21 protein-coding genes are annotated in these 22163 nt (G+C 69.3%); 13 read left to right on the forward strand and 8 right to left on the reverse strand.

Features of this window, described 5'->3' with window-relative positions; translation table 11 throughout:
• Window positions 1-27: 27 nt before the first annotated feature.
• Entirely contained in the window at window positions 28-3210 is a 3183-nt protein-coding gene (locus tag DFR72_RS26395) for a S8 family serine peptidase (RefSeq protein WP_170176404.1), read from the forward strand.
• Window positions 3211-3264: 54 nt separating this feature from the next.
• Here the strand turns inward: DFR72_RS26395 and xynC are convergent, their stop codons facing one another.
• The 3 genes from xynC to DFR72_RS26410 form a co-directional block, all read right to left on the reverse strand.
• On the reverse strand, window positions 3265-4533 hold the full coding sequence (xynC, locus tag DFR72_RS26400; protein ID WP_090063119.1) for a glucuronoarabinoxylan endo-1,4-beta-xylanase XynC: 1269 nt from the start codon (window positions 4531-4533) through the stop codon (window positions 3265-3267).
• 221 nt (window positions 4534-4754) lie between these two features.
• Window positions 4755-6776 carry an MGH1-like glycoside hydrolase domain-containing protein gene (locus DFR72_RS26405; RefSeq protein WP_090063121.1) on the reverse strand — a complete coding sequence of 674 codons (2022 nt, stop codon included), beginning with the start codon at window positions 6774-6776 and terminating at the stop codon, window positions 4755-4757.
• A 219-nt stretch (window positions 6777-6995) separates the two neighbouring features.
• Window positions 6996-7919, reverse strand: a complete 924-nt coding sequence (locus tag DFR72_RS26410; protein ID WP_090063122.1) for a LysR family transcriptional regulator — start codon at window positions 7917-7919, stop codon at window positions 6996-6998.
• Window positions 7920-8000: 81 nt separating this feature from the next.
• Between DFR72_RS26410 and DFR72_RS26415 the strand changes: the two genes are divergently transcribed.
• Window positions 8001-9005 carry a DMT family transporter gene (locus DFR72_RS26415; protein ID WP_090063607.1) on the forward strand — a complete coding sequence of 335 codons (1005 nt, stop codon included), beginning with the start codon at window positions 8001-8003 and terminating at the stop codon, window positions 9003-9005.
• A 4-nt stretch (window positions 9006-9009) separates the two neighbouring features.
• Here DFR72_RS26415 and DFR72_RS26420 read toward each other — a convergent pair whose 3' ends face one another.
• From DFR72_RS26420 to DFR72_RS26430, 3 genes are all read right to left on the reverse strand, one after another.
• Window positions 9010-9699, reverse strand: a complete 690-nt coding sequence (locus DFR72_RS26420) for a type 1 glutamine amidotransferase domain-containing protein (protein ID WP_090063124.1) — start codon at window positions 9697-9699, stop codon at window positions 9010-9012.
• A gap of 87 nt (window positions 9700-9786) precedes the next feature.
• Window positions 9787-10374 carry a TetR/AcrR family transcriptional regulator gene (locus tag DFR72_RS26425; protein WP_090063126.1) on the reverse strand — a complete coding sequence of 196 codons (588 nt, stop codon included), beginning with the start codon at window positions 10372-10374 and terminating at the stop codon, window positions 9787-9789.
• 50 nt (window positions 10375-10424) lie between these two features.
• A complete protein-coding gene (locus tag DFR72_RS26430; RefSeq protein ID WP_211335541.1) occupies window positions 10425-11492 on the reverse strand; it encodes a spore photoproduct lyase family protein in 1068 nt (355 codons plus the stop codon).
• A 124-nt stretch (window positions 11493-11616) separates the two neighbouring features.
• On the opposite strand from DFR72_RS26430, the gene DFR72_RS26435 reads away from it, so the two are divergent.
• Genes DFR72_RS26435 through DFR72_RS26445 form a run of 3 tightly spaced genes read left to right on the forward strand, consistent with a single transcriptional unit; the run spans window position 11617 to window position 13333 of the window.
• On the forward strand, window positions 11617-11976 hold the full coding sequence (locus tag DFR72_RS26435; RefSeq protein WP_090063127.1) for a hypothetical protein: 360 nt from the start codon (window positions 11617-11619) through the stop codon (window positions 11974-11976).
• A gap of 57 nt (window positions 11977-12033) precedes the next feature.
• Window positions 12034-12498, forward strand: a complete 465-nt coding sequence (locus DFR72_RS26440) for an SRPBCC family protein (RefSeq protein WP_090063129.1) — start codon at window positions 12034-12036, stop codon at window positions 12496-12498.
• Window positions 12499-12508: 10 nt separating this feature from the next.
• Complete coding sequence (locus tag DFR72_RS26445; RefSeq protein WP_090063130.1) at window positions 12509-13333, forward strand: MerR family transcriptional regulator; 825 nt, start codon at window positions 12509-12511, stop codon at window positions 13331-13333.
• A gap of 20 nt (window positions 13334-13353) precedes the next feature.
• Here DFR72_RS26445 and DFR72_RS26450 read toward each other — a convergent pair whose 3' ends face one another.
• On the reverse strand, window positions 13354-13707 hold the full coding sequence (locus DFR72_RS26450) for a DoxX family protein (protein WP_090063133.1): 354 nt from the start codon (window positions 13705-13707) through the stop codon (window positions 13354-13356).
• Window positions 13708-13770: 63 nt separating this feature from the next.
• Here DFR72_RS26450 and DFR72_RS26455 point away from each other — a divergent pair, with 63 nt between their 5' ends.
• Both DFR72_RS26455 and DFR72_RS26460 read left to right on the forward strand, forming a co-directional pair.
• On the forward strand, window positions 13771-14205 hold the full coding sequence (locus DFR72_RS26455) for a MarR family winged helix-turn-helix transcriptional regulator (protein WP_211335542.1): 435 nt from the start codon (window positions 13771-13773) through the stop codon (window positions 14203-14205).
• Between the two features lie 151 nt (window positions 14206-14356).
• Window positions 14357-15907, forward strand: a complete 1551-nt coding sequence (locus tag DFR72_RS26460; protein WP_143086587.1) for a hypothetical protein — start codon at window positions 14357-14359, stop codon at window positions 15905-15907.
• Between the two features lie 163 nt (window positions 15908-16070).
• Here DFR72_RS26460 and DFR72_RS26465 read toward each other — a convergent pair whose 3' ends face one another.
• Complete coding sequence (locus DFR72_RS26465) at window positions 16071-16733, reverse strand: hypothetical protein (protein WP_090063138.1); 663 nt, start codon at window positions 16731-16733, stop codon at window positions 16071-16073.
• A 283-nt stretch (window positions 16734-17016) separates the two neighbouring features.
• On the opposite strand from DFR72_RS26465, the gene DFR72_RS26470 reads away from it, so the two are divergent.
• The 6 genes from DFR72_RS26470 (at window position 17017) to DFR72_RS26490 (ending at window position 22143) form a co-directional block, all read left to right on the forward strand.
• Complete coding sequence (locus DFR72_RS26470; protein ID WP_143086588.1) at window positions 17017-17592, forward strand: hypothetical protein; 576 nt, start codon at window positions 17017-17019, stop codon at window positions 17590-17592.
• A 124-nt stretch (window positions 17593-17716) separates the two neighbouring features.
• Entirely contained in the window at window positions 17717-18175 is a 459-nt protein-coding gene (locus tag DFR72_RS26475) for a hypothetical protein (protein ID WP_211335543.1), read from the forward strand.
• Window positions 18172-19905 (forward strand): hypothetical protein, encoded by a 1734-nt coding sequence (locus DFR72_RS26480; RefSeq protein ID WP_090063142.1) that lies wholly within the window; start codon window positions 18172-18174, stop codon window positions 19903-19905. Before DFR72_RS26475 ends, DFR72_RS26480 begins: the two co-directional genes overlap by 4 nt.
• A 2-nt stretch (window positions 19906-19907) precedes the next feature.
• Window positions 19908-20060 carry a hypothetical protein gene (locus DFR72_RS45705; protein ID WP_170176405.1) on the forward strand — a complete coding sequence of 51 codons (153 nt, stop codon included), beginning with the start codon at window positions 19908-19910 and terminating at the stop codon, window positions 20058-20060.
• 4 nt (window positions 20061-20064) lie between these two features.
• Window positions 20065-20583, forward strand: a complete 519-nt coding sequence (locus tag DFR72_RS26485; protein ID WP_090063144.1) for a hypothetical protein — start codon at window positions 20065-20067, stop codon at window positions 20581-20583.
• Window positions 20584-20598: 15 nt separating this feature from the next.
• On the forward strand, window positions 20599-22143 hold the full coding sequence (locus tag DFR72_RS26490) for an AAA family ATPase (RefSeq protein WP_090063145.1): 1545 nt from the start codon (window positions 20599-20601) through the stop codon (window positions 22141-22143).
• Window positions 22144-22163: the final 20 nt, after the last annotated feature.

Raw genomic sequence — 22163 nt, forward strand, 5'->3', positions numbered from 1 at the left:
GGTGACGCAGAACATGGGGAGTTCGCGTTGAAGAAATCGATTCTCGCCGCAGGGCTGGCGGCCGCCGTGGGTGTCACCACGGCGGCCGTGCCCGCGGCCATGGGGGAAACCACTGCGGCGCACCGCATCGACGCCGGTGGTGGTCTGACCACAACGGTCACGCTGATCACGGGTGACCTCGTGCACGTGTCCAACGGAAAGGTGCAGGCGCAGGCGGCGAAGGGCCGTGAAGGCGTCCGCTTCCACCACTACACCGACGACCGGGGCGACCTGCACGTCATCCCGCTCGACGCCCAGCCGCAGATCACGGCGGGCACGCTCGACCGGCGGCTGTTCGACGTCTCGCTGCTCGCGCGGTCCGGGTACGACGACGCCGGGCGCGACACGATCCCGTTGATCGTCCAGGGCGGGGCTGCGCTGCGGTCGGCGGACGCGAAGTCCTTGCCGAGCATCGGCGCCTACGCCGTGAAGGCCGACAAGAAGGGCGGCTTCTGGTCGGCGGCACGCACCACCGGCGCGGCCAAGGTGTGGCTCGACGGGAAGATCACCGCCTCGCTCGACCGCAGTGCCGCGCAGATCGGCGCGCCGCAGGCGTGGCAGCAGGGCTTCACCGGGTCCGGTGCCACGGTCGCCGTGCTCGACACCGGCATCGACTCCACGCACCCCGACCTGCAGGGCGCCGTGGTCGAGGAGAAGAACTTCACCCCGGCTGCCACCACCGACGACAAGTTCGGCCACGGGACGCACGTCGCGTCGACGATCACGGGTGACGGCAAGTACAAGGGCATCGCGCCGGACGCCAAGTTGTTCAACGGCAAGGTGCTCGACGACAACGGCGGCGGCAGCGAGTCCGGTGTCATCGAGGGCATGGAATGGGCCGCCGCCAAGGCCGACGTCGTCAACATGAGCCTCGGCACCAACGCACCGAGCGACGGCACCGACCTCGTGTCGCAAGCCGTCAACCGGCTCACCGCGGAGCACGGCGCGTTGTTCGTGGTCTCGGCGGGCAACTCGGGCGGCCCGGTCGCCTCCCCCGCGGCCGCCGACGCCGCGTTGACCGTCGGTGCGGTCGACCGCACCGACAAGCTCGCCGACTTCTCCAGCCGCGGCCCTCGCGTCGGCGATGGCGCCATCAAGCCGGACATCACCGCGCCCGGCGTGGACATCGTGGCGGCGAAAGCGAAGAACGGTGTCATCGGCACCCCCGTCGGCGAGGGGCACGTGTCCCTGTCCGGCACGTCGATGGCGGCACCGCACGTCGCGGGGGCGGCGGCGATCCTCGCGGCCAAGAACCCCACGTGGTCCGCACAGGACATCAAGACCGCGCTGATGAACTCCGCCAAGCCCTATGCGGACTCCGGCGTGTTCGACCAGGGTGCCGGCCGCGTCGACGTGGCCCGCGCGGTCACCACGAGCCCGGTCGCCACCCCGGCCAGCGTCGGCTTCGGCACGGCGCTGTGGCCGCACGACGACGACCAGCCGATCACCAAGGAGATCACCTACCGCAACACCGGCACCGAGCCGCTCACGCTCGACCTGACCGTCGCCGAGCAGAAGCCGGCGGCGGACGGCCTGTTCAGCGTGTCCCCGGCGAAGCTGACCGTTCCGGCGGGCGGCACCGCGGAGGCCGCGGTCACCGCCGACACCCGCGTGGCGGTCCCGGACGGCGTGTACGGCGCCGCGATCGTCGCGTCCAACGGCGTCCGCGTGCCGATCGGCGTGCACAAGGAGCCCGAGAGCTACGAACTGACGCTCAGCTACATCGGGCACGACGGCAAGCCCGCCGACGCGTGGCGGTACCTGCTGCTGGGCTACGACCGCCGCACGTTCGTCGAAGGCGCGGCCCCGACCGGCACGGCGAAGATCCGGGTGCCCAAGGGGAAGTACCTCGTGAGCACGTTCTTCGACACGCCTTCCGGTGACCCGGCCGCGCGCAACAAGCTCACCGTGGCGTACGAACCGTCCGTCGAGATCACCGGCACCAAGACCCTGATCTTCGACGCCCGCACGGCCAGCGAACCGTCGATCACCGTCGACCGCCAGGACGTCACGCAGGCGAGCGGGTCGCTGAGCGTGCAGCTCGACACCGGGGACTTCGGTTTCAGCAGCGGCTGGGGCACCGCGAGCTGGACCGACTTCTACGTCCACCCTTCCGCCACGTCGGCCGAGGGCTTCACGTGGTCCGCGAGCAGCGTGCTCGCCAAGCAGAACGCCGAAGGCACCTTCTACGGCAGCCCGTACCAGTTCCACTCCCAGGCCGCGGGCAGGGAAGAGCTTCCCTCCGCGATCAGGCACAGCGACCGCGAACGGGACATGGCCCAGGTCGACGCCACGCTGAAGGCCCGCCTCCCCGGCTCGAGCGGCAACCGCAACAACGGCGTCTACGGCCCGCTTCCCTTCAAGCTCAAGGAGTTCTACACGCCCGGCGTGGCGTGGAACCGGTCGCTGTCGGAGGAGTTCGGCCCGGCCGCGCCGCCGACCTTCGTCGCCGAGGTGAACCCGAAGACGTTCCAGCGCGGCGCGAAGAGCACCGAGCAGTGGAACACCGCGGTGTTCGGGCCGGCCTTCCCGGCGGTTCCGGCCGAGGCGACCGGAGGCTGGGCGGGACGGCTGGGTGACCAGCTGTTCGTGAACACGCAGCTGTTCGCCGACGGCACCGGCGAACGCCAGACGATCGACTTCGGCAACGCCGAGGGCGGCACCAGGCTGACCGCGAACGGCGAGGTGGTGGCCGAGTCCGCGGAACCGGGTTACCTGTACGCCCCGGTGCCGGCGGCGAAGACCACCTACCAGCTGCACACCGAGGGCAACCGCACCGGGCCGTCGTCGAAGGTGACGGCGGACTGGACGTTCAGCTCGGACACCGTGCCGGGCGAACGCGCCAAGGCGTTGCCGCTGCTCGCGGTCCGGTTCGAACCGAAGCTGGACGACCACAACCAGGGCCGCGCGGGCAGCGTGCTCACGGTTCCGGTGACGGTACAGCGCAACGGCGCCAAGGCCGATGTCACCCACGTCCGCACGCCGCAGGTCGAGGTCTCGTACGACGAGGGCAAGACCTGGCAGCGGACGATCGTGTTCAAGGCCGGCGACAAGTGGCTGCTCACGCTGGTGCACCCGAAGAACGCGAAGTCGGTGTCGTTCAAGGCGAAGACCGGTGACGCGCAGGGCTCCGTCGACCAGACGGTGATCCAGGCGTACACGCTGAAGTGACGCGGGTGGGGAGAGGCTGCCCGCCTCTCCCCATCTCCGGTCGAGCGCGCGGCCTCAGTTCAGGACGAACGTCCTGATGCTGCGGGCGGGCAGTTGGGCGTTGAAGGACCCGTTCGACATGGTGAAGTCGTTGTAGTGCGCGAGGGTCGCACTTTGACTGGTCAGCCAGGTCGAGATCGCCGCGGAACCGGTGTCCCGGACGGTGAACACGTGGTCGACCGGCGAGGTGTTCTTGTTGATGGCCACGATCACGATCCTGGCCCCGCTCTTGAACGCCGAGATGTAGACGTTCGACTGCGGGTTCGCGGTGGCGGTGATGCGCGAGCAACCGGGACGAACCCACTTCGAGAAGTGCGCCATGTTGGCGCCGCGCTTGCTGATCTGCCCGTCCTCGCGCATCGGACCGTACGAGCGGCGGATGTACCACCACACATAGGTCTGGAACCGGCCGTCCACCAACGCACGGTGGACGTGCTCACCCACGTCGAGCGCCTGTGGCCACGCATCGGCGGAATCGCTGCTGTTGGGGTGGTAGACCTCGGTCATCCACAGCTCTTTGCCGTTGCCCTTCTGCCGGAAGAGCGGGTACGGGAAGTCCGCGGGCTGGGTGCCGTAGAGGTGTGCGCCGATGATGTCCACGTTCGCCAGCGCGGCGGCGTCGTTGAGGATGGGGTCGGAGAGGTTCTTGCGGTACTGGAACGACTCCGGGGCGATGACCCTGGTGTTGATCGCGCCCGCGTTCTCGCGCAGGAACCTGACGATCTCGGCGGAGGTCCACGCCGTCCATTCCTGCGCGTAGTCCGGCTCGTTCTGGACCGAGATCCCGTACAGGTTCACGCCGTTGTTCGCCATGAACGAGGAGAAGTCGTTCAGGTGCTGCGCATAGGCGCCGTAAGCGGAATAACGCAGCCGCTTTCCCCCGGAAAAGCTCTCGGTCATCGAGGCGGGCGGGTTCCACGGCGAGGCGATGACCTTGGCTCCGAGTTCGACCGCGCGCCTGGCCGTGGCGACCTCGCGACTCCAGTTGGCCCTGTCCTCGTGCACGGGGATGCGCAGCACGGTGAACCCCAGCTGCCCGGCACCGTTGCCGAACGCCGTTTCGCGCTGGGCGGCGGTCAGATCGCTGATCCACACGGTGTGGTTCATACCGCCGAAGCCCAGGATCGTCTGCTGCACGTTCGACGGCTCGACGACCACCGAGGTGGCCGCCGCCGCGGGTGTCCCCGCCGCCAGCACCGGTAGCGCGGCGCCCGCCGCCAGCAACGTCCGCCGCCGCAAGGGCTGCGAATCCGCGTTCTCGGAATGGTCTCGACGTGCTGCCATCGCATTCCCCCAAAGTCGATCTCGCTCAGGGTGAGACAACTCGGATGTCCGAACGGGACGAACACTCCGGGAGCGCTCCCAGCAACCAGTCCTAACAGTGCTCGCGCCTCACCGTCAAGCAAGCCGGCAATCGAACGAATCGAATGACAGGAGGTGCCGCGGCCTTTCTCCAGTTCGACCTCGTCGAATGGTTGTCGATGGCGACGAACAGTTCTGAACGGTCATGATTCCCCGTAGCCGAGCCAGTCGAGGTTGATCGAACCGGTGTCGCCCGCGCCGTAGGACAGCGTCACCACCGGGTCGCGGCCGCTCACCGGAACGTTGTCGACCGTGACGGTGCCCCAGGCGTCCCAGTTGTCGGAGACCCTCGGGAAGCTCACCTGGCGCACGGCGCGTCCGTCCACCGCCAGCGTCATCGTGCGCGCGTCGCCGTGGGCGTTCGCGTACCGGAGGGTGATCGCGCCCGAGCCCTGCCCCGCCGAGGCGCGGTGCAGCGTGAACGACGACGCGGCCCCCTGCGCCCAGAGGCCGTCGATGAACGCCCTGCCCGAGTAGCCCGTGTGGTTGACGTTCGTCTTGACGCCGCCGGTGTTGCGCGCGTCCTCGGCTTCCAGGCGAGCGGGAGCCGGGCAGCCGGAGACGGTGCCCGCGGTGTCGGCGCAGCGGTCCCCCGCGTCGGGCACGCCGTCGCTGTCCCGGTCACCGCCGGCCGCTCCGGTCAGCGTGATCTCCACGGTGTGCGCACCCTTGAGCGTGGCAGGGATTTCGGCACGGGACGGCCGGCCGTCGACCGCGACCGAGCGGATCGTCGTGCCCGCACCGCGCAGCGTGACCGTCAGGTCGGCGTCGCGGTAGCGCAGGTTGCGAAGGGTGACATCTCCCCAGCCCGCGGGCAGGTTCGGCGCGAACGACAGCCCTCGATCGCCGTACCGCAGCCCGAACAGTCCAGTGTGGACCATGTCGATGAACGCCGTGGCGGACCAGGTCTGGTCGGGCTCGGAGCCCCAGTGGAACTTCACCGTGTCGCCCAGCCGCTGGTAGCCGCCGTCGACCACGCCGGTCGTGCCGTTGTAGATCTCCCAGAACCCGCTGTTGTTGTTCGCGAGCTTCGCCAGCCTCGCGGTCTCCGCGGCGAAACCGCTCTGGTTGCCCTGCAGCGCCTGAGCTTTGGCCCACAGGCCCTGGACGAGCGGCCAGACGATCGCGTTGTGCCGGCCGGGCTGCGCCTCGGAGTAGCGGTCCCAGTGCGGGTAGGTGTCGGGCATGCCCCACGTCATCACGCGGGCTTTCGCGAGGATCGACCGCGCCTGGGCCGGGTTCGCGATGCCGAAGAGGATCGCGAACGCGAGCCCGGTGCCCTCCTGGTGGGCGCCGGGCGTCCCGTCGGCGAGCAGCTGGTAGTTGTACAGGCCCGTCACCGGGTTCCAGAAGTACCGGTTGATCGCGGCCTTGAGCGCGACGGCCTTCGCGCGGTGACCGGCGGCCTCCTGCGGCTGCCCCAGCCGTTCCGCCATGTTCGCCGCGTTCACGTAGGCGGCGTAGTAGACCTCGTTGGTGCTCAGGTACATCCCGCTCGCGATGCCGGGCCACGGCATGCTGCCGGTGCTGATCGACTCGGTGGCGTCGGCGGGCGGCGCGGGATAGCCGGCGATGCCGTCGTTGAAGAACGACGCACCGGTGAACAGCCCGTAGGCGGGGTTGAAGCCGGCCGTACCGGCGCGTTCCCGGATGGCCAGGGTGTTCTTGGCCGTGCGGTAGGCGTCGCCGAGGAACTCCTGGTCCCCGGTGACGAGGTAGTGGTGCCACGCGGCGGTGAGCCAGATGACCTGGTCCCACTGCTGGTCGTCCTGCTGCACCCTCAGGGCGCCGGCGGGATCCTTGTCGACGACGGCCCAGAGCGTGTTCCTCGCCAGGGCCGGGGACAGCAGGCTGGTCGCGTTCCAGCTGTTGATCGACGCGTCGCGCGTCCACGGCTGGGCGTACCCGCCACCCGCGCGGACCATGCCGGTGGCCGGGTCCATCAGACCGCTCTTGTCGTAGTGCGCGTCGTAGCCCACGGTGTTGACGCGCAGCAGGTTGTCCAGCGCGGCAACGTAAGCGGAGCCGTACAGCGCTTGGCTGTGCGGGTTCGCGAAGGTCAGGGACGGTGGGGTGGCCGCGGTCGCCGGTGAGGCACCGGTGACCACGCCGCACACCGTCGTCAAGGCCACGAGGACACGAGCGATCCGCCGCCGGAAACTCATTCCGTGCACCCTTCCCGGCACCCGGACCCGACCGGAGCCGGACTGCAGTGCACCATGGAAACGCTCCCACGGAGAACGTCCGCCGCAGATCCTGTCCGCTTTTGCACGAGCTCGACACGATCGCGCCAGCGCCGCTCCCGGCTGATCGGCCCCACGCCCCGCAGCGTTCGGAGCATTCACCACCAGGTTGAGCCGTCGGTGATGGAGCAGCGCGGCTCCTCACGTTCGGCCGGACCGCGCCGATCCTTGGTCCTGGATCACCGCAGCGGCACGGCGCAGTTCGCCGAGGACCGTTTGAACGGCCTTGCGCGCCAGGCGTTCGGGCCGGTGCAGCACGTCGATGTCACGGCTGGCCCGCACACCGCTCAGCGGTCTGAGCACCACGCCGGGGTGTGGGCGGCCGGTCCACCGCGGCATCAGTCCGAGTCCACCGCCGGCGGCCACCACCTCGGCGCTCACCGTGAAGTCGTTGATGCGGTGGACGATGTCGAGGCGGCGGTGGGCGACACCGGCGATCGCCTCGACGATCGCCATGAGGGGAAAGCCGTCGCGAACGGTGATCCACGGCTCGCCGGCGACGTCCTCCGGCGAGAGTTGCGGCTTGCGGGCCAGCGGGTGTCCCGTGGGCAGGGCGACGTCGAGAGGCTCGTGCAACAGGGTCGTGGCGACCACGGTCCGCGGCCACGGCGGAGCATGATCGAGACGATGCGCGAGCACGAGGTCGTAGTCACGGGTCAGAGCCGGAAAGCGTTGCTGGGTCACGTCTTCGTCGGCGAGAGCCACGCGCGGCAGGTCCGGGCCGGCGAGACCGCGCAGCAGGAGCGGCCAGAACACCGAGGCCGCGCTGTGGAAGGCGGCCACCGCTACTTCGCCATCGGGTTGTTCCACGAAGTCGGTGACGGCGCGGCGCGCCCACGCCAAAGCGCTCTCCACCTCGATGGCTGCCGTTGCCAGGGCCTGACCGGCGTCCGTCAGGGACACTCGCCGGCCGGTGCGTTCGGTCAGCGGAACGGGGATCGAGCGCTGGAGCAGGCGCAGCTGCTGGGAGATCGCGGACGGCGTCACGTGGAGCGCCGCTGCGACCGCGGTGACGCTCCCGAGTTCCCCGAGCTCACGCAGAATCCGCAGCTGCCTCTCGTCCACGCCGACAGTGTAGGGCTGCTACATCTTCTTTGAAGAGTTTGGTCATTTCCTTCAACGAGCTGGTGATGCAGCGTGAACACCATGTTCGCCACCCGCCGCGCCGATCTGGTCCTGATCCTGGTCGCGCTCATCTGGGGCTCCAGCTACCTGTCAGCCAAGACGGCCACCGCCGCGCTGCCCGTCCTCGCGGTGCTGTTCGCCCGGTACGCCATCTCCGCCCTCGCGTGCGGCGCGTTGATCGGTCTTCGACGACGACCGCGGCGCTGGACTCGGGACGAGGTCCGCAGCGGATCTGTCCTCGGAATCACCCAGGCAGTCGTCCTGGCCGTCGAGACCTACGGAGTCGCGCACACCAGCGCCGCCAACGCCGGCCTGATCATCAGCCTGACGATCGTGCTCACTCCCCTGCTCGACCGTCGCGAGGGCCGCCGCCTGCCCCCGGCGTTCTTCGTCGCGGCGGGCCTGTGCGTCCTCGCCGTCGGACTGCTCACCTCGAGCACCGGACTGCACGCACCCCGTCTCGGAGATGCGCTGATGCTCGCGGCCGCCGTCATACGAGCCGGCCACGTCGCACTGGTCGGCCGGCTCACCGTGGGGCGCCCCGTGAACCCGTTGCACCTCACGACCGTTCAGACCGTCGTCGGCACCGCGCTGTTCCTGCCGCTCGCGACCCCCCACCTGCCCGAGCTCGCCCACAGCAGCGCCACGACCTGGTACCAGCTGGTCTACCTCGCCCTGTTCTGCAGCGTGTTCGCCTTCCTGGCCCAGACGTGGGCCGTGCAGGGCACCTCCGCCAGCCGGGCCAGCCTGCTGCTGGGCACCGAGCCGATCTGGGCGGTCGCGATCGGAATCAGCCTCGGTGGCGAGCGGCTCACCGTGTGGACCACTCTCGGCGCCGCCTTGATGATCGCCGGAACCTACTGGGGGCAGGCCGTCGAACGCGCCCACCGCACAAGCACACCGATGGAAGAGTCCCTGCGCAGCTGTCGGACGGCGCGGGCTGACGGAGCGGCTCGCCGGCCCGGAGCCGTGGTGGCCTCCAGCCCGGCGAGGTCGTCGAGCCGCTCCCGCGGCGACACGACCTAGACGCTCACGCGCCGGCCTTGGTGACGAGCTCGATGAGCGCGTCGGCGGCCGGACCGGAGGAGGCGGGGTTCTGCCCCGTGATCAGCAGGCCGTCCCGCAGGACGTACGGCGCCCAGTCGTCACCCTTGGAGTAGTCGCCGCCCAGCTTGACGAGCTCGTCCTCGACCAGGAACGGGACCACCTCGGTGAGCTGGACGCCCTCTTCCTCGCTGTTGGTGAACCCGGTGACCTTCTTGCCCCGGACCAGCGGCGTGCCGTCCGCGTTCACCGCGTGCCGCAGGACACCGGGTGCGTGGCAGACCAGGGCGAGCGGCTTGCCGGCGCGCAGGGTGGTCTCGATCAGCCGGATGGACGTGGCGTCCTCGGCCAGGTCCCACAGGGGGCCGTGACCGCCGGGGTAGAAGACGGTGTCGAAGTCGTCGACGGAGACGGAGTCGAGGCGGACGGTGCGGCCGAGAGCGTCCATGGCCTCGGAGTCGGCTTCGAAGCGGCGCGTCTCGTCGGTCTGGCTGGCCGGCTCGTTGCTCTTGGGGTCCAGCGGGGGCCGGCCGCCCTTGGGCGAGGCGAGAACGACGTCGAAGCCGGCGTCCCGGAAGCGGTAGTAGGGGGCGGCCAGCTCCTCCAGCCAGAAGCCGGTCTTCCTGCCGGTGTCGCCGAGCTCGTCGTGCGAGGTGAGGACGAGGAGAACCTTCATGATCGCTGCTCCTTGAAATAGTTCTAGTAGACCAGTCGTCTCTAGCGTGGCAGACCGCGCGGAACCTTGCCGGTCGGCCCGGTGGTGCTACAGGTGCAGAAGTCGGCGGGTGACCGTCATGGTCGTGTCCAGAGGGCCGATGTCACGGTGGATCTTGGCCATGACACTGCCGCCGAGCCACATGTCGTACAGGGCCTGCGCGGTGGTGCGGGCGTCGTCGTCGACCGCGATCGAGCCGTCTTCGAGACCGGCGGTGATCACCTTTTCCAGGCGGTCGACGATGCCGGTGGTGCCTTCCTTCAGCGCGAGCCGCATCGACTCCGACAGGTCGGCGACCTCCGCGCCGAGCTTGACGGCCAGGCACTTGCCCTGGCACTCGTCGACGCTCTGCGTCTCGCGCCAGCTCTGCCAGTAGTTCATCAGCCGCTCCGCCGAGGTCAGCCCAGGCCCGGTGAGGATGCGGTCCATGTCGGCGAGGTAGTCGACGAAGTACGACCGCATCATCGCCTCACCGAAGGCGTCCTTCGAGTTGAAGTAGTGGTAGAAGGACCCCTTGGGCACTCCGGCCTCGGAGAGGACCTCGTTGATCCCCACCGCGGCGAATCCCTTGTGCGACATGATCCGCTGAGCCGCGTCGAGAATGCTGCGACGGGTGTCGCCCTGCGTGCCTGGCATGGTTGTCACCCTATCCCCTATTAGACCAGTCGTCTAGAGCCTCGTCCCTCTCAGAACGCGTAACGAACGCGCAGGTACGGAGCGTGCGCCTCGACGAGTGCGAGGAAGGAGTCGAGCAGGTCCCGCTTGAGCCCCCGCCGGTAGCGGACGTTGATCCCGCCGCCCTCGCTGCGTTTGACCTCCTGCAGGTCCGGTCGCCACAGGAGGGCCTCGGCCCGCGGGTGCCAGCGCAGGTTGACCTCGTGCAGTGGCTGGTTGTGGGTGAGCATGATGACCTCGGCGGCCAACTGGTCGCGAGTGGCGGATGAAGTCGCCTCGCCCAGCGAGTCGAGCAGGTGCCGCCAGTCCTCGAGCCAGCCGTCGTACACGACGATCGGGCTGAGGTTCACGTGCACCTCGTACCCGGCGTCGCGGAAGTCGTCGAGAGCGGCGAGGCGTTCCGCGACGGGGGTGGTGCGGATGTCGAGCAGCTTCGCGGTGCGTTCGGGCATCAGCGAGAACCGGATGCGAGTACGGCCCTGCGGATCCCACTCCAGCAGGTCGCGGTTGACGTACTTGGTCGCGAAGGACGCCTTCGCGGTGGGCAGGCCGCGGAACAGCCGCACCAGGTCCTTCACGTTGTCGCTGACCATCGCGTCCACCGAGCAGTCGGAGTTCTCGCCGATGTCGTAGACCCACGCGTGGTCGTCGATCTGGCCGGGCTCGGTCATGGGGCCCTGCCGGGCGACGTGGCGGGTCAGGTAGCCGGTGATCTGCTCGATGTTCGCGAACACCGTGATCGGGTTCGAGTAGCCCTTGCGCCGCGGTACGTAGCAATAGGCGCAGGCCATCGCGCATCCGTTCGCCGTGGACGGGGCGATGAAGTGCGCCGAGCGCCCGTTGGGCCGTGCGCTGAGGGACTTCTTCACCCCGAGCACCAGCGCTTCGCTCTTGATCCGCACCCATCGCCGTGCGTTGGCCTCGTCGCCGTGCAGTTCGGGAATGCGCCAATGGCTGTCGACCTCGACCCGGTCCGCGTCGGGGAACCTGTCGAGCACCTCACGGCCCCGCGGCAGCAGCGCGGCGGCGGGCTCCACGTAGATCCGGGTCGGGCTCAGCAGCGGTGTCGAGGTGCTCACCCCTTCAGTGTCCACATGACACCGACAAGAACCGCCACTGACGGATCCGGGCGGGGTGCATCGGTTTGTCGTCGATTCGATGGGTATCCGGCTGGCAGCCGAACTCACCCGTAGGGAGTTGCCGATGCCTGCTCTGACCCGCGTGCTCGGGACGGTGACCGCCGCTTACAGCGCCGCGATCATCGTCTGGCCGAAACTCCTGGCCAGGCCGTGCGGGTTGACCACCGCGACCGGTGAGGTCCGGCCGCAGACCCGTGCGTTGATCGGCGCGATCGGAGCCCGGGACACGGCCATCGGCGTTGCCATGGTGTGCGCGCCGCAAGGCCCGGCGCTCAAGACAGCGCTGGCCGCGCGGGTCGCCGCGGACGCCGCCGACGCGGTTCTGTTCGGCACCCGGCTGCCCCAGCGGAGCGCGCGGACCAAGGTCGCCGCTTTCGCCGCCGGTTGGGCCGTTCTGTGCGCACTGTCCGCGTTCGCTCCTTGACCGCCGTGCCGTACAGGCCGGACTGGTTTGTTTTCAGAGAAGGGGACTGCACCGCTCATGAGCACCATCACCGAATCCGTCGACGTCGAGGTCGACGTCAGCACCGCCTACAACCAGTGGACCCAGTTCGAGTCCTTCCCGCAGTTCATGGAAGGCGTCGACCAGATCCGGCAGCTCGACGACACCCACACCCACTGGAAGATCACCGTCGCCGGGGCCACCCGCGAGTTCGAGGCGACGATCACCGAACAGCACCCGGACGAACGGGTGGCCTGGCGGTCCGACACCGGCCCCGAGCACGCCGGAGTGGTCACGTTCCACCGCCTCGACGACACCCGCACGCGCGTCACCGCGCAGATGGACATCGACCCCGAGGGATTCGTGGAGAACGTCGCCGACAAGCTCGGCATCCTGAACCTCCGGGTCAAAGGCGACATGAAGCGGTTCAAGGAGTTCATCGAGAACCGCGGCGGGCAGGAGACCGGCGCCTGGCGCGGCGACGTCGACCGCCCCGGCGCGTGACGATGACCTGATGAGCAGTACGGCTCGCCCGGCCGCTCCCGCGAGCCAGGACACCACCTGGACCGCGGGAGCGGTCGCGCGCATGCTGGACCTACCTGCTTCGACCCTGCGCGGCTGGCACCGCCGCTACCGCGTACCGGCCGGCCACGGCGGGTCTGGACGGCACCGCCGCTACCCCACCGGCGACATCCAGGCGTTGCGGCGCATGAAAGAACTCATCGACCACGGCATGTCCGCCCAGTCCGCGGCACACCAGGCCTTCCACACCGTCCGACCCACTACCGGTGAGCTGCTCGCCGCCGTGTCGCGAATGGACACCGACACCGCGGTCGCGCTGCTCGAAGCGCACATCAGGACGCACGGCGTCGTGCACACCTGGCAGACGCTGTGCCGCCCCGCGCTCAACCACCTCGGCGGCCCCCGAGCCACGGATGCCGACCGCTGCGTCGACCTGGTTCACGTCCTGTCCTGGTCCATCACCACGGCCCTGCACCGCGTACCCGTGCCCGCCCCCACCGGACCGGTCGTGCTGCTCGCCTGTGTCGAGGACGAACGCCACACCCTGGCGCTCGAAGCCCTGCGCACCGCCCTGGCCCTCGACGGCGTCCCCGCCCGCCTGCTCGGCGCGTCACTACCGCTGCCGGCCCTGCGGGAGGCACTGCGCCGCACCGACCCCGCGCCCAGAGCCCTCGTGCCCTGGGCTCATCGGCCCACCCATCTCGACATGGTCACCGACCTGGCCACACCCGGCACCCGGCTGCTGCTCACCGGACCCGGCTGGCCCACCACCCACGCACGATCACCGACCGACGCACTCAGCTTGCTGACGCCGTGACCGATCATGGGCACCGAGCCTCAGGCGTTCGCGATGTGCAGCACCAGCGCGGCCGCCGCGAGCAGCGTGAGCACGACCGCGGGCACGGTCTCGGCGACCTTGTCCTTGGCGCGCACGTGGACGATCACCGCGCCCGCCATCAGCGCCGTCAGGCCGAGGGCCGCCGCGATGCCCAGCGGCGCCCACCACAGGCCGATGAGCAGGCCCGCGGCGCCCGCGATCTCCAGCAGGCCGATGTTGCGGTAGCTGTCCGCGGTGAACCCGTGCGCCTCGGCGGCGGTGACCATCGCGGGCACCTTCATGACCTTCGAGACCCCGGCCCCGATGAAGGCGACGGCGAGTAGTGCACTGAGAACAAGCGTTGCGATGAACATACGATGGAACATAGCAGATCGTTGAACGAGTTTAATGGTTTGGCCGACCGCTATAGTTGTGGGGTGGACGGGGAACGGGTCGGAATGCTCCTGATGCACCTGGGCAGAGACGTCGACGCCAGGCTGCGCAGGCAGTTGAGCGCCTACGGACTCACGCCCAGGCACGGCTACACGCTGTCGCACCTGTGCGAGAACGGTCCGACGAGCCAGCAGAGCCTGCTGGACGTGCTGGACGTAGACCCCAGCGTCCTCGTCGCGATCCTCAACGACCTGGAGAACGCCGGCCTCGCCGAGCGCAAGCGCGATCCCGAGGACCGCCGCAGGCACATCGTCGAGATGTCCGAACAGGGCCGCTCCGCGCTCACGGCCATGGAGGGCACCATCGACACGATCGAACGCGAACTGCTGGCCGACCTGTCCCCCGCTGACGCCGACCAGCTGCGCTCGCTCCTGGCCAAGGTCCGCTCCCCCGCCGGCAACTCCTGCGTCGGCGACTAGTGGTGTAGCTCGGAAGCTCGGCTGGGCAATTCACGCTCAGCAGGCGCCGAGCACTCCACTTTCGGGTGGTCGATGCGTGGTCGACGGGATTCCGGCTTCCGGCCGGTTACCCCTCGCGCAACGGATGTTCCGACCACACGGGGCGGTCGAAGTGGCGAAACGCGATCAGATGGCGGCTCGGAAGCGCTGGTGCCTCGCTGTGGTGGTCTCCGCGATGGTCACGAGCTGCTCTCCCGGCCCGTTCGGACTCACGCTGGGCGGAGCGACCGACGCGGTGACGGCCGAAGTGGTCGTGCCGTCCGAGAAGACCGTCGTGCTGGACGTTCAGCCTGGTGCGGCCTCGGCGGTCGCGGTGAGTTCGGCCCTCTTCCGCAGCGCTCCCGTCGTGGTGGTGGCCGCGGACCGTGCGGCCTCGGACGGCGCGAGCGCCATCGCGGAACGCCTGGGCGTGCCGATGCTCCAGCTCCCCGCCCCGGATGGATCGGCCGCCCAGGGCGTCACGTCCGTGCGCGACGAAGTGGGAAGGCTGTCACCACAGGCCGTGCTCGCCGTTGGCGGCGACGCGCGCCGTGAGGTCGAGGCGTGGAAGAGCGCGTTCAAGGTGATCGGCATCGACACGCCGGAGACCGGTGCCGAGGAACTGCCCGCCGGGCTGCCGGCCGTCGAGCCCGCCCGCCCCGTGGACGTCACGGTGCTGGCGGACACCAACCGCGACGACGTGGCCGCGATCGCCACGGCGCGGGCAGCGGGAGCACGGATCGTCGCGATGCGCGGCGCCGACCCGAGGAGCGAACCGGCGGCGACCGACGCACTGCGCACGGCGCCGTCCGCCACGCTGCTGGCTCTGGGCAAGGACTTCGGTCCGCCCGACAGACTGCGCAGGCAAGTAGACACAGCGGTCCGCGGTGCGTCACTTCCTGGCGGCGGGCAGGTTCTCTTCCCGGGCAGGCTGCTCGTCTGCCTCTACGGCCACCCGGACGGTCCCGCACTCGGCGCGCTCGGCGAACAGGACCTCGAAGGCACCATCGCGCGCGCCAAGAAACTGGCCGACGACTACAAGCCGCTGAGCGACGTTCCCGTCGTGCCCACCCTGGAGATCATCGTCACCATCGCCCACGGCTCCCCCGGCCCGGACGGCGACTACTCGGGCGAGACCGACGTCGAGGCGTTGCGCCCGTGGGTGGAGCGGGCCGGGCAGGAAGGCCTCTACGTGATCCTGGACCTGCAGCCGGGCAGGGCCGGCCTGGTGGACCAGGCCAAGAGGTACGCGCCGCTGCTCGAGATGCCCCACGTCGGCCTGGCCGTCGATCCCGAGTGGAAGCTGACACCGGACCAGGTGCCGCTCCAGCAGATCGGCGGCGTCGACGCCTCGGAGATCAACGAGGTCTCGGCGTGGCTCGCCGACCTGACCGCCGCGAAGCTCCTGCCGCAGAAGCTGCTCGTGGTGCACCAGTTCCAGCTGTCGATGATCCGGAACGAACAGTCGCTCGACACCACCCGCGACGAGGTGCAGCTGCTGATCCACATGGACGGGCAGGGCACCACGGGCCAGAAGGTGTCCACATGGGACTCCGTCGTGGCGGCACGGCCGAAGGACCTGCCGATGGGCTGGAAGAACTTCTACGACGAGGACAAGCCGATGCTCACCCCGGAGCAGACCATGACCTACGAGCCGAAACCGTCGATGGTCTCCTACCAGTGACGCTGCCGAGCCTTCTGCTGCTCGACCCCGACCGCGTCCTCCCGGAGGCCATGCCTGAGCAGCTCAGGACGATGACCCCGGCGGCGGTGTTCAGCGAGTAACAGGTCGAGTGCTGAGCCGGGTCCGCCTCCCTGAATCGGTGATCATCGTCCTCATCGGACGGTCAGGCGACCGGTCCCGCCGAGGCCACCACGGTGCGAACGACCTGCTGGGTCTGCGGCCAGTCGGTCGCGTTCGAGGCGCCGTAGACGATGTAGTCGAGGCCTGCACGCCGCCAGTAACGCGCGAATGCGTGCCGTTGCACGCCTTCCACCGCGTACAGGAACTCCCATTCCACGACCTCGGCGCTCGACGACACGGTGGCCAGCTTGATCCGCTGGTATCCCGTCCTCACTCCGGACTCGTTGGCGGCGACGGCGTCGTAGAGCGGGCGGGCCTCGGAGGCACTGGCGCCGTAGCGGACCACAGCGCCCGGCGTGGCGGGGTCGTCAGCCTGGTGGTTGGTCACCTGGCTGCCCGAGGCGACCGTCCAGTTCTGCGGGATTGAGACGAAGATCCCGTTCGGGCCTGTCACACCGCGGTAGCCCACCGGAGTGGACGCGGAACTGGATGCCGAAGTGGACGGACGAGTGGTCGTGGGCCTCGCCGGTGGCGTCGTGGTCGCCGTGACGGGGGCGAATTCAGTCGTGGTCACGGGGAATGGCGTTCCGGCGGCGTTGGTTTCGGTGGAGGGCTGACCGTCGCCGCGCACATAGCTCACGACGACCACGGCCGCGACGACCACGAACGACACGACGACGGCCGCGACGACCGCTTTGCCCTCCATGGGTTTTCGGACATTCACAGGCGCGGCGGGTGCGCTCGTGAACTCGGTGGGCGCATCAGCCGAGGGCTGGTACTCGAACGCCGACGCTGGCGGGCCGGGTTGTTCCGGTGGGCCGGAGCCCGGCGCCGGACCCCACAGCGGAACTCTCGACGAGCCTGCGTTCTCCCTTGCCACACCGGTGTTCTCGATGTCTTCCATGCCGTCCGTCCTTCCCTGAGCCACACCCACCAGAAACAATCGCCACCACCTCGCGCGATGTTTCTCGCATGACGAGGAGAGCGCGATGACCGACGACCGTCCCCCAGCGGGAGATCTGACGGACCAGCACGTACCGGGCCGGGTGGCGGTCGGCACCATCACCCGGATCGGGGCCGTCCGTCAGGAACCTCCTGTGAGACGAAGCACGGCTCCCGCCTTGTGGGGGAGCATGGCTCTCGCCGTCGCCGAGGCGGCGTTGAGCCCGGTGGTGGGAGGGGTGTCGATGCTGGCCAAAGCGGCTCTGGTCATCGGAGTGGTCACGGCGGCGACGTTCGCCCTGCACCGCTGGGCGCCGAGGCCCGGCGCGACCGAAGTGCACCCGTTCTGGGTGAAGGACGTGACCGGTGCCGAACACCCCTGCCAGGTCAGGGGTTTCACACGGCGCGGCCTGCCCGCGGAGGGCACCGGCGTCCAGGTGTACGGCCGGACGGACAGGTCCGGAACGGTGCTGGTGCGAGAGCTGATCACGGACGACGGCCAGGTGTGCCGTCCGCGCTTGCCGCTGCGACAAAAGATCGTGCGCGGCGTCGAACTTCTGAACGTCGCACTGTGGGCAGCGGCTGCGCTGACCGTGGCGTGGCTGCTGGTGTTCTCCCGGTGAACGTTGCTCCGGTCGAGTGACTGTTCGATGGAAGTTTCGCCTGGCGTAATGGTTTCTCAGCTGCGATCGATGTGACCGGCATCGAACGCGTGACGTCCTCGATGGACATGAGGGAGCTGGTGGCGTGCCGAGGCCACTGATGAACAACAGATCCGACTCCGCCGGGCGGATCGGACGGACGACCGGCTCGATCGCCGGAGTGGGGACGAAGGTGCTCGCCGGCGGTCGTTCAGCGCGTTACCTGCGTTCGCTGAAGGCGCTTGACGGCGCCGGCAAGCTGGCCACGGCTGACATCAGCGAGCTCGTCGACGCCGTGCACCGGGAGTTCGCCGACAAGTTCTGTTCCACACCAGTGGGAATCGTCGCACACTGCTACCTCGGCGCACCGTACGAAGTGCACACACTCGCGATGGACGGCTCCATTATCTCGCACTACCGCACCGGAGAAGCGTTGCCGCACGGCATGGACCGCGCGCGATCTCTTGCGGAGTCCGACCACTACCTCGCCATCGAGGTCTACCCGGACCGCCTGGTGTGCGTCCGCCCCGACGGCTCGACCGTTCTGCTGGAGAGTGACCGGTGAACTCGATCAACATCCCTCAGCTCGACGGTGTGGTCCGCGCACTGAACCAGGTGACGCGGAACCAGGAGGCGCTTGGCGAACAGCAGGTTGCGTTGCACGGTGCCGTGTCGACCGTGCAACGCAACCAGGACAACACCCAACAGGAACTCCTGGGCCTCAAGGCGCAGTTCGTCGAGTACGTCCGCCGCGACGAGTTGCGGCAGAACCTCCAGCTGGCGCAGGTCCAGATCCTGGAGGTGCGCGGGGAACTCGGCGACAAGTTCGGGAAGTTCGCCGAGGTGCGCGAGCTCGCCACCGGCACGTTGCAGGCACTCGACGCGGGCATCGTCTCGCAGGGAGCGATCCGCGACCTGTCCGAGGAGCTGATGCTGCGCACCCCCGGCTACTGGCTCGCTCCCGCGCTCATCGCCGTCGCCGCCTGGATCAGGGATGAACCGGAGCTCGCGACCAAAGCCATCGGTGAGGCGCTGCGCAGGGACAACGACAAGGCCTCGTTGTTCTTCGCCCTTGTCCTGCGCCGGCACCAGCGAGATCGGGCGACCGCCGCCTGGGTGCGGCAGTACGCCGCACGGCAGGATCCTGCGAAGCTGTCGCCGGAGTTCGTGGTCGTGCTGGACGCGGTGTCCACCGGAACGTTCGGGCGCGAGGCGAAACCCATGCTGCTGGAACAGATGTCCGAGTGGTATGGCCGGATGAGTCGGGACCAGGACACCGTGGACAGACAGGTCGGGCGCTGGGCCAAGATGATCGACACGATGCGCCGCCCGGTGGACGCGCGCTACCAGTTGCTGCCCGTGCTCAGCCCGACCTGGCCGCAGCTCAAGGACATGTTCGAAGGCGCGACCGTGCACGGCGCGACGGAGGAGATGCTGCGCGCCACGTTCGACACGCCCGTACCGCAGAGCCACGACCTTCACGTGCGGGTCGACAACATCCTCGACGGACTGGTGCGCGACTTCGACGCCGAGGAAGCCCCGTACCGCAAGAGGGAAGCGTGGCTGCAGGCCGTCGTGAACGCGGACGGCGACCACGACGTGGCGAAGAAGGTGATGGCCGCCGAGGACCCGCTGCACGAGCAGACGGTCGACTTCCTCACGTTGCTCAGCAACGCCGCGTTGCACGGCGACCGGGCGGGCGCCTCGCCCGGCACTCAGCGGTTCACGTTGGCACTGGCGCGCGACTGGCTGGTGCAGGGCGCGGGCAGGCTCGAAGCGGGCAACCTCGCCTCCATGCCGTCCAGGGTCGAGTTGCGCGCCGAGGGCTGGACCGGCTGGGTGGACGGCGACACCGACGAGCAGCGCCTGGTCGGTTCCCTCTCCGAGCACGTCGACCGGGAGACCGAGAAGGCCGTCAGCGCGGTGCGGATGAGCGGCGCGGCTCAGGTCGCCTCGGTCTTCGGCGGTTTCGCGCTGCTGGTCGCGTTGCTCTCGGCGGTCGGCGGTGCCAGCGGGTTCGCGTTGTTCATGCTGTTCGTGGCGGCGGCACTGGGCATGTGGGCCGTGTTCGACATCAGGGCGCTGCCAGCCCGCCGGGCGGAGATCCGCCGCAAGGGCGATCAGCGCCGCATCGCCGCCGTCGTGAAGCTGCGAGGGGCGATCGCCGAGCTCGTGGACCTTCGCGGCGAGTGGCAACGGGAGATCGCGAAGGCGCAGTCGTTGCGCACCTTCGCGGAAGGGCTCACCGCGACCGCCTTCGTCGCCACCGCACCCGATCAGCTGCGAGGAGCCTGACCATGCCCGGTCCAGCCCACAGCCAGGACCAGACCCCGCCCCAGCCGGTGACGGCTCCTCGCCACGGTGTCGCTGAACGGGACATCGCGCTGGAGCTGCCCGAGTGGGACCTCATGCCACCCGCGGAGTTCCTCGACCGCCGTGGGAAGCGGTGATCCGATGCGACACGCTCCCGGCCCGTACGCGGACTGGCGTGCGTGGCTCGACGCGTTCGCGGAGGGCACCGATCTGCCCTCCGCGCACCTCGCTCCGATCGACGAGCAAATGGGTCCGCATGTGCAGGAACGTCTGCTGCGGCACGTCTCCGAGGCGTTCTCGCGACGCCAGCGCCGCTGGGCGGACGCGTTCCAGCGCGACCTCGGCACCCTGGCCGGCGACCCCGGGCGGGCGGTGCACTCGCTGGCCGCCGCGATGGTGAGCGCCCGCACGCGACTCGTGCCGCTGCACCGGTTCTGCGCACTCCCCGCGATGCCGCAGGCGCTGCGGGACGAGCTCAAGTCCGCGCTCGACGAGACCTTGCGGTCCTCGCAGCGCAGCATCGAGGACTCCGTCCGGCACGCGCCGATGGAGCTGCAGGCGGCGGTGCGCGGGAACCGTCTGACGGCGCCGGCGGCGGCGCCGCCGTCCCCTCCCCCACCGCCGGGCAGGCAGAGCCCTGGCCGGCGAGTGATCATCTGACCATCGGAGAACCCCATGCCCAACGGAGCGGAGACCAAGGCCCGCGTCGAGTCGTACCTGCTCGCCCGGATCCCGTTCGTCTCCATCCGCACCGTCGAACGCGCCCGCGTGCTCGACGTGCTCGGCGAACTGACCCGGGAGAAGCAGCTCGACGTCCTGGTGCACACGCTGAGCCAGGGGTTGCGCGACCTGCGCACCAGAACCGTGATCAGCGAGGACAAGTCGTTGCTGAGCGCGCTCGACCTCGCAGGCGAGTGGTTCCAGACGAGGTCGAACCTCACGATCGTCTTCACCGACGTGCAGCACCTCTCCGACGACAACGACATCTCGCGGCGGTTCGCCGACCTGGCGGCGCTCGCCGAGGACCACGGCGGCTGCATCGTGATCATCACCTCCGACCCGGTGTGGAGCACGCTGCAGCGCATGGGCATGTCGGTGCGGCTCGACCTCCCCGACTTCGACGAGATGCACCAGGCGATCAGGGAGTTCCTCCGCCCGTACACCACGGACATCCGCATCGAGTGGAGTCCGGCGGACTACGAGCAGGCGGCGTCGATCCTCGCCGGCGTCACGAAGACCGAGGCGCTGAACATCCTCGCCACCTTCGTGGTGAAGAAGGAGATCACCACGGCCGACCTCGTCGAGCTCAGCCGCGCCAAGGACTCGATCTTCAGCGAACTCTCCGGGATCGAACGCGTGCAGCTGCGCCCCGGCGACTACGAGGTAGGCGGCCTCGCCGGGCTGAAGCACTGGCTCGACCGCAAGCGCGACCTGCTCACCATGGACCTGCGCGACCGGGGCATCCGCGCGCCACGCGGTGTGCTGCTGGTCGGCGTGCCGGGGTGCGGGAAGTCCCTGTCCGCCAAGACGATCGCGTCGGACTGGCAGCTTCCCCTGTACCGGCTGGACATGGGATCGGTGCTCGGCGCGTACGTCGGCCAGTCGGAGAAACGCATGCGTGAGGCGCTTGCCACCGCTGACACCGTGGCACCGTGCGTGCTCTGGATCGACGAGATCGAGAAGGGTCTCGCCGGCTCCGGCACCGACTCGACCGGCGTCACCACGCGCCTGGTGGGCCAGTTCCTCTACTGGCTGCAGGAGTCACGCGCGAGGGTGTTCGTCGTCGCCACCGCCAACGACGTCCGCTCGTTGCCGCAGGAACTGCTGCGCAGTGGCCGGTTCGACGACATGTTCTTCGTCGACCTGCCCGAGCCCGACGAGCGCCGCGAGATCATCTCGATCTACCTGCGCAAGTACCTGCGCACCGCCGTGGAGCCCGCTCTGGTCGACGAACTGGTGCGGATCAGCGAAGGGTTCGCCGGCTCCGACATCCAGTCGGCGGTGACGGAGATCTGCCACGAGGCGATCAGGATCGGCGACGACAACGTCGGCGAGGACTACTACCTGAAGTGCTTCCGCAACGTCGTCCCGCTGGCGCGGTCGGCACCGGAGAAGGTCGAGGAGATCAGGCAGCTGCGGGACAGGGCCATCCCGGCGTCCGGCCGCACCCGTGTCGCGGCCGACCAGCCGGCCGCGTCCCGGCGGGTCGTGCTCGGCTGACTCGCCCCGCCGACGCCGGT

This window comes from Lentzea flaviverrucosa, assembly GCF_003350445.1.
Taxonomy (GTDB): Bacteria; Actinomycetota; Actinomycetes; order Mycobacteriales; family Pseudonocardiaceae; genus Lentzea; species Lentzea californiensis.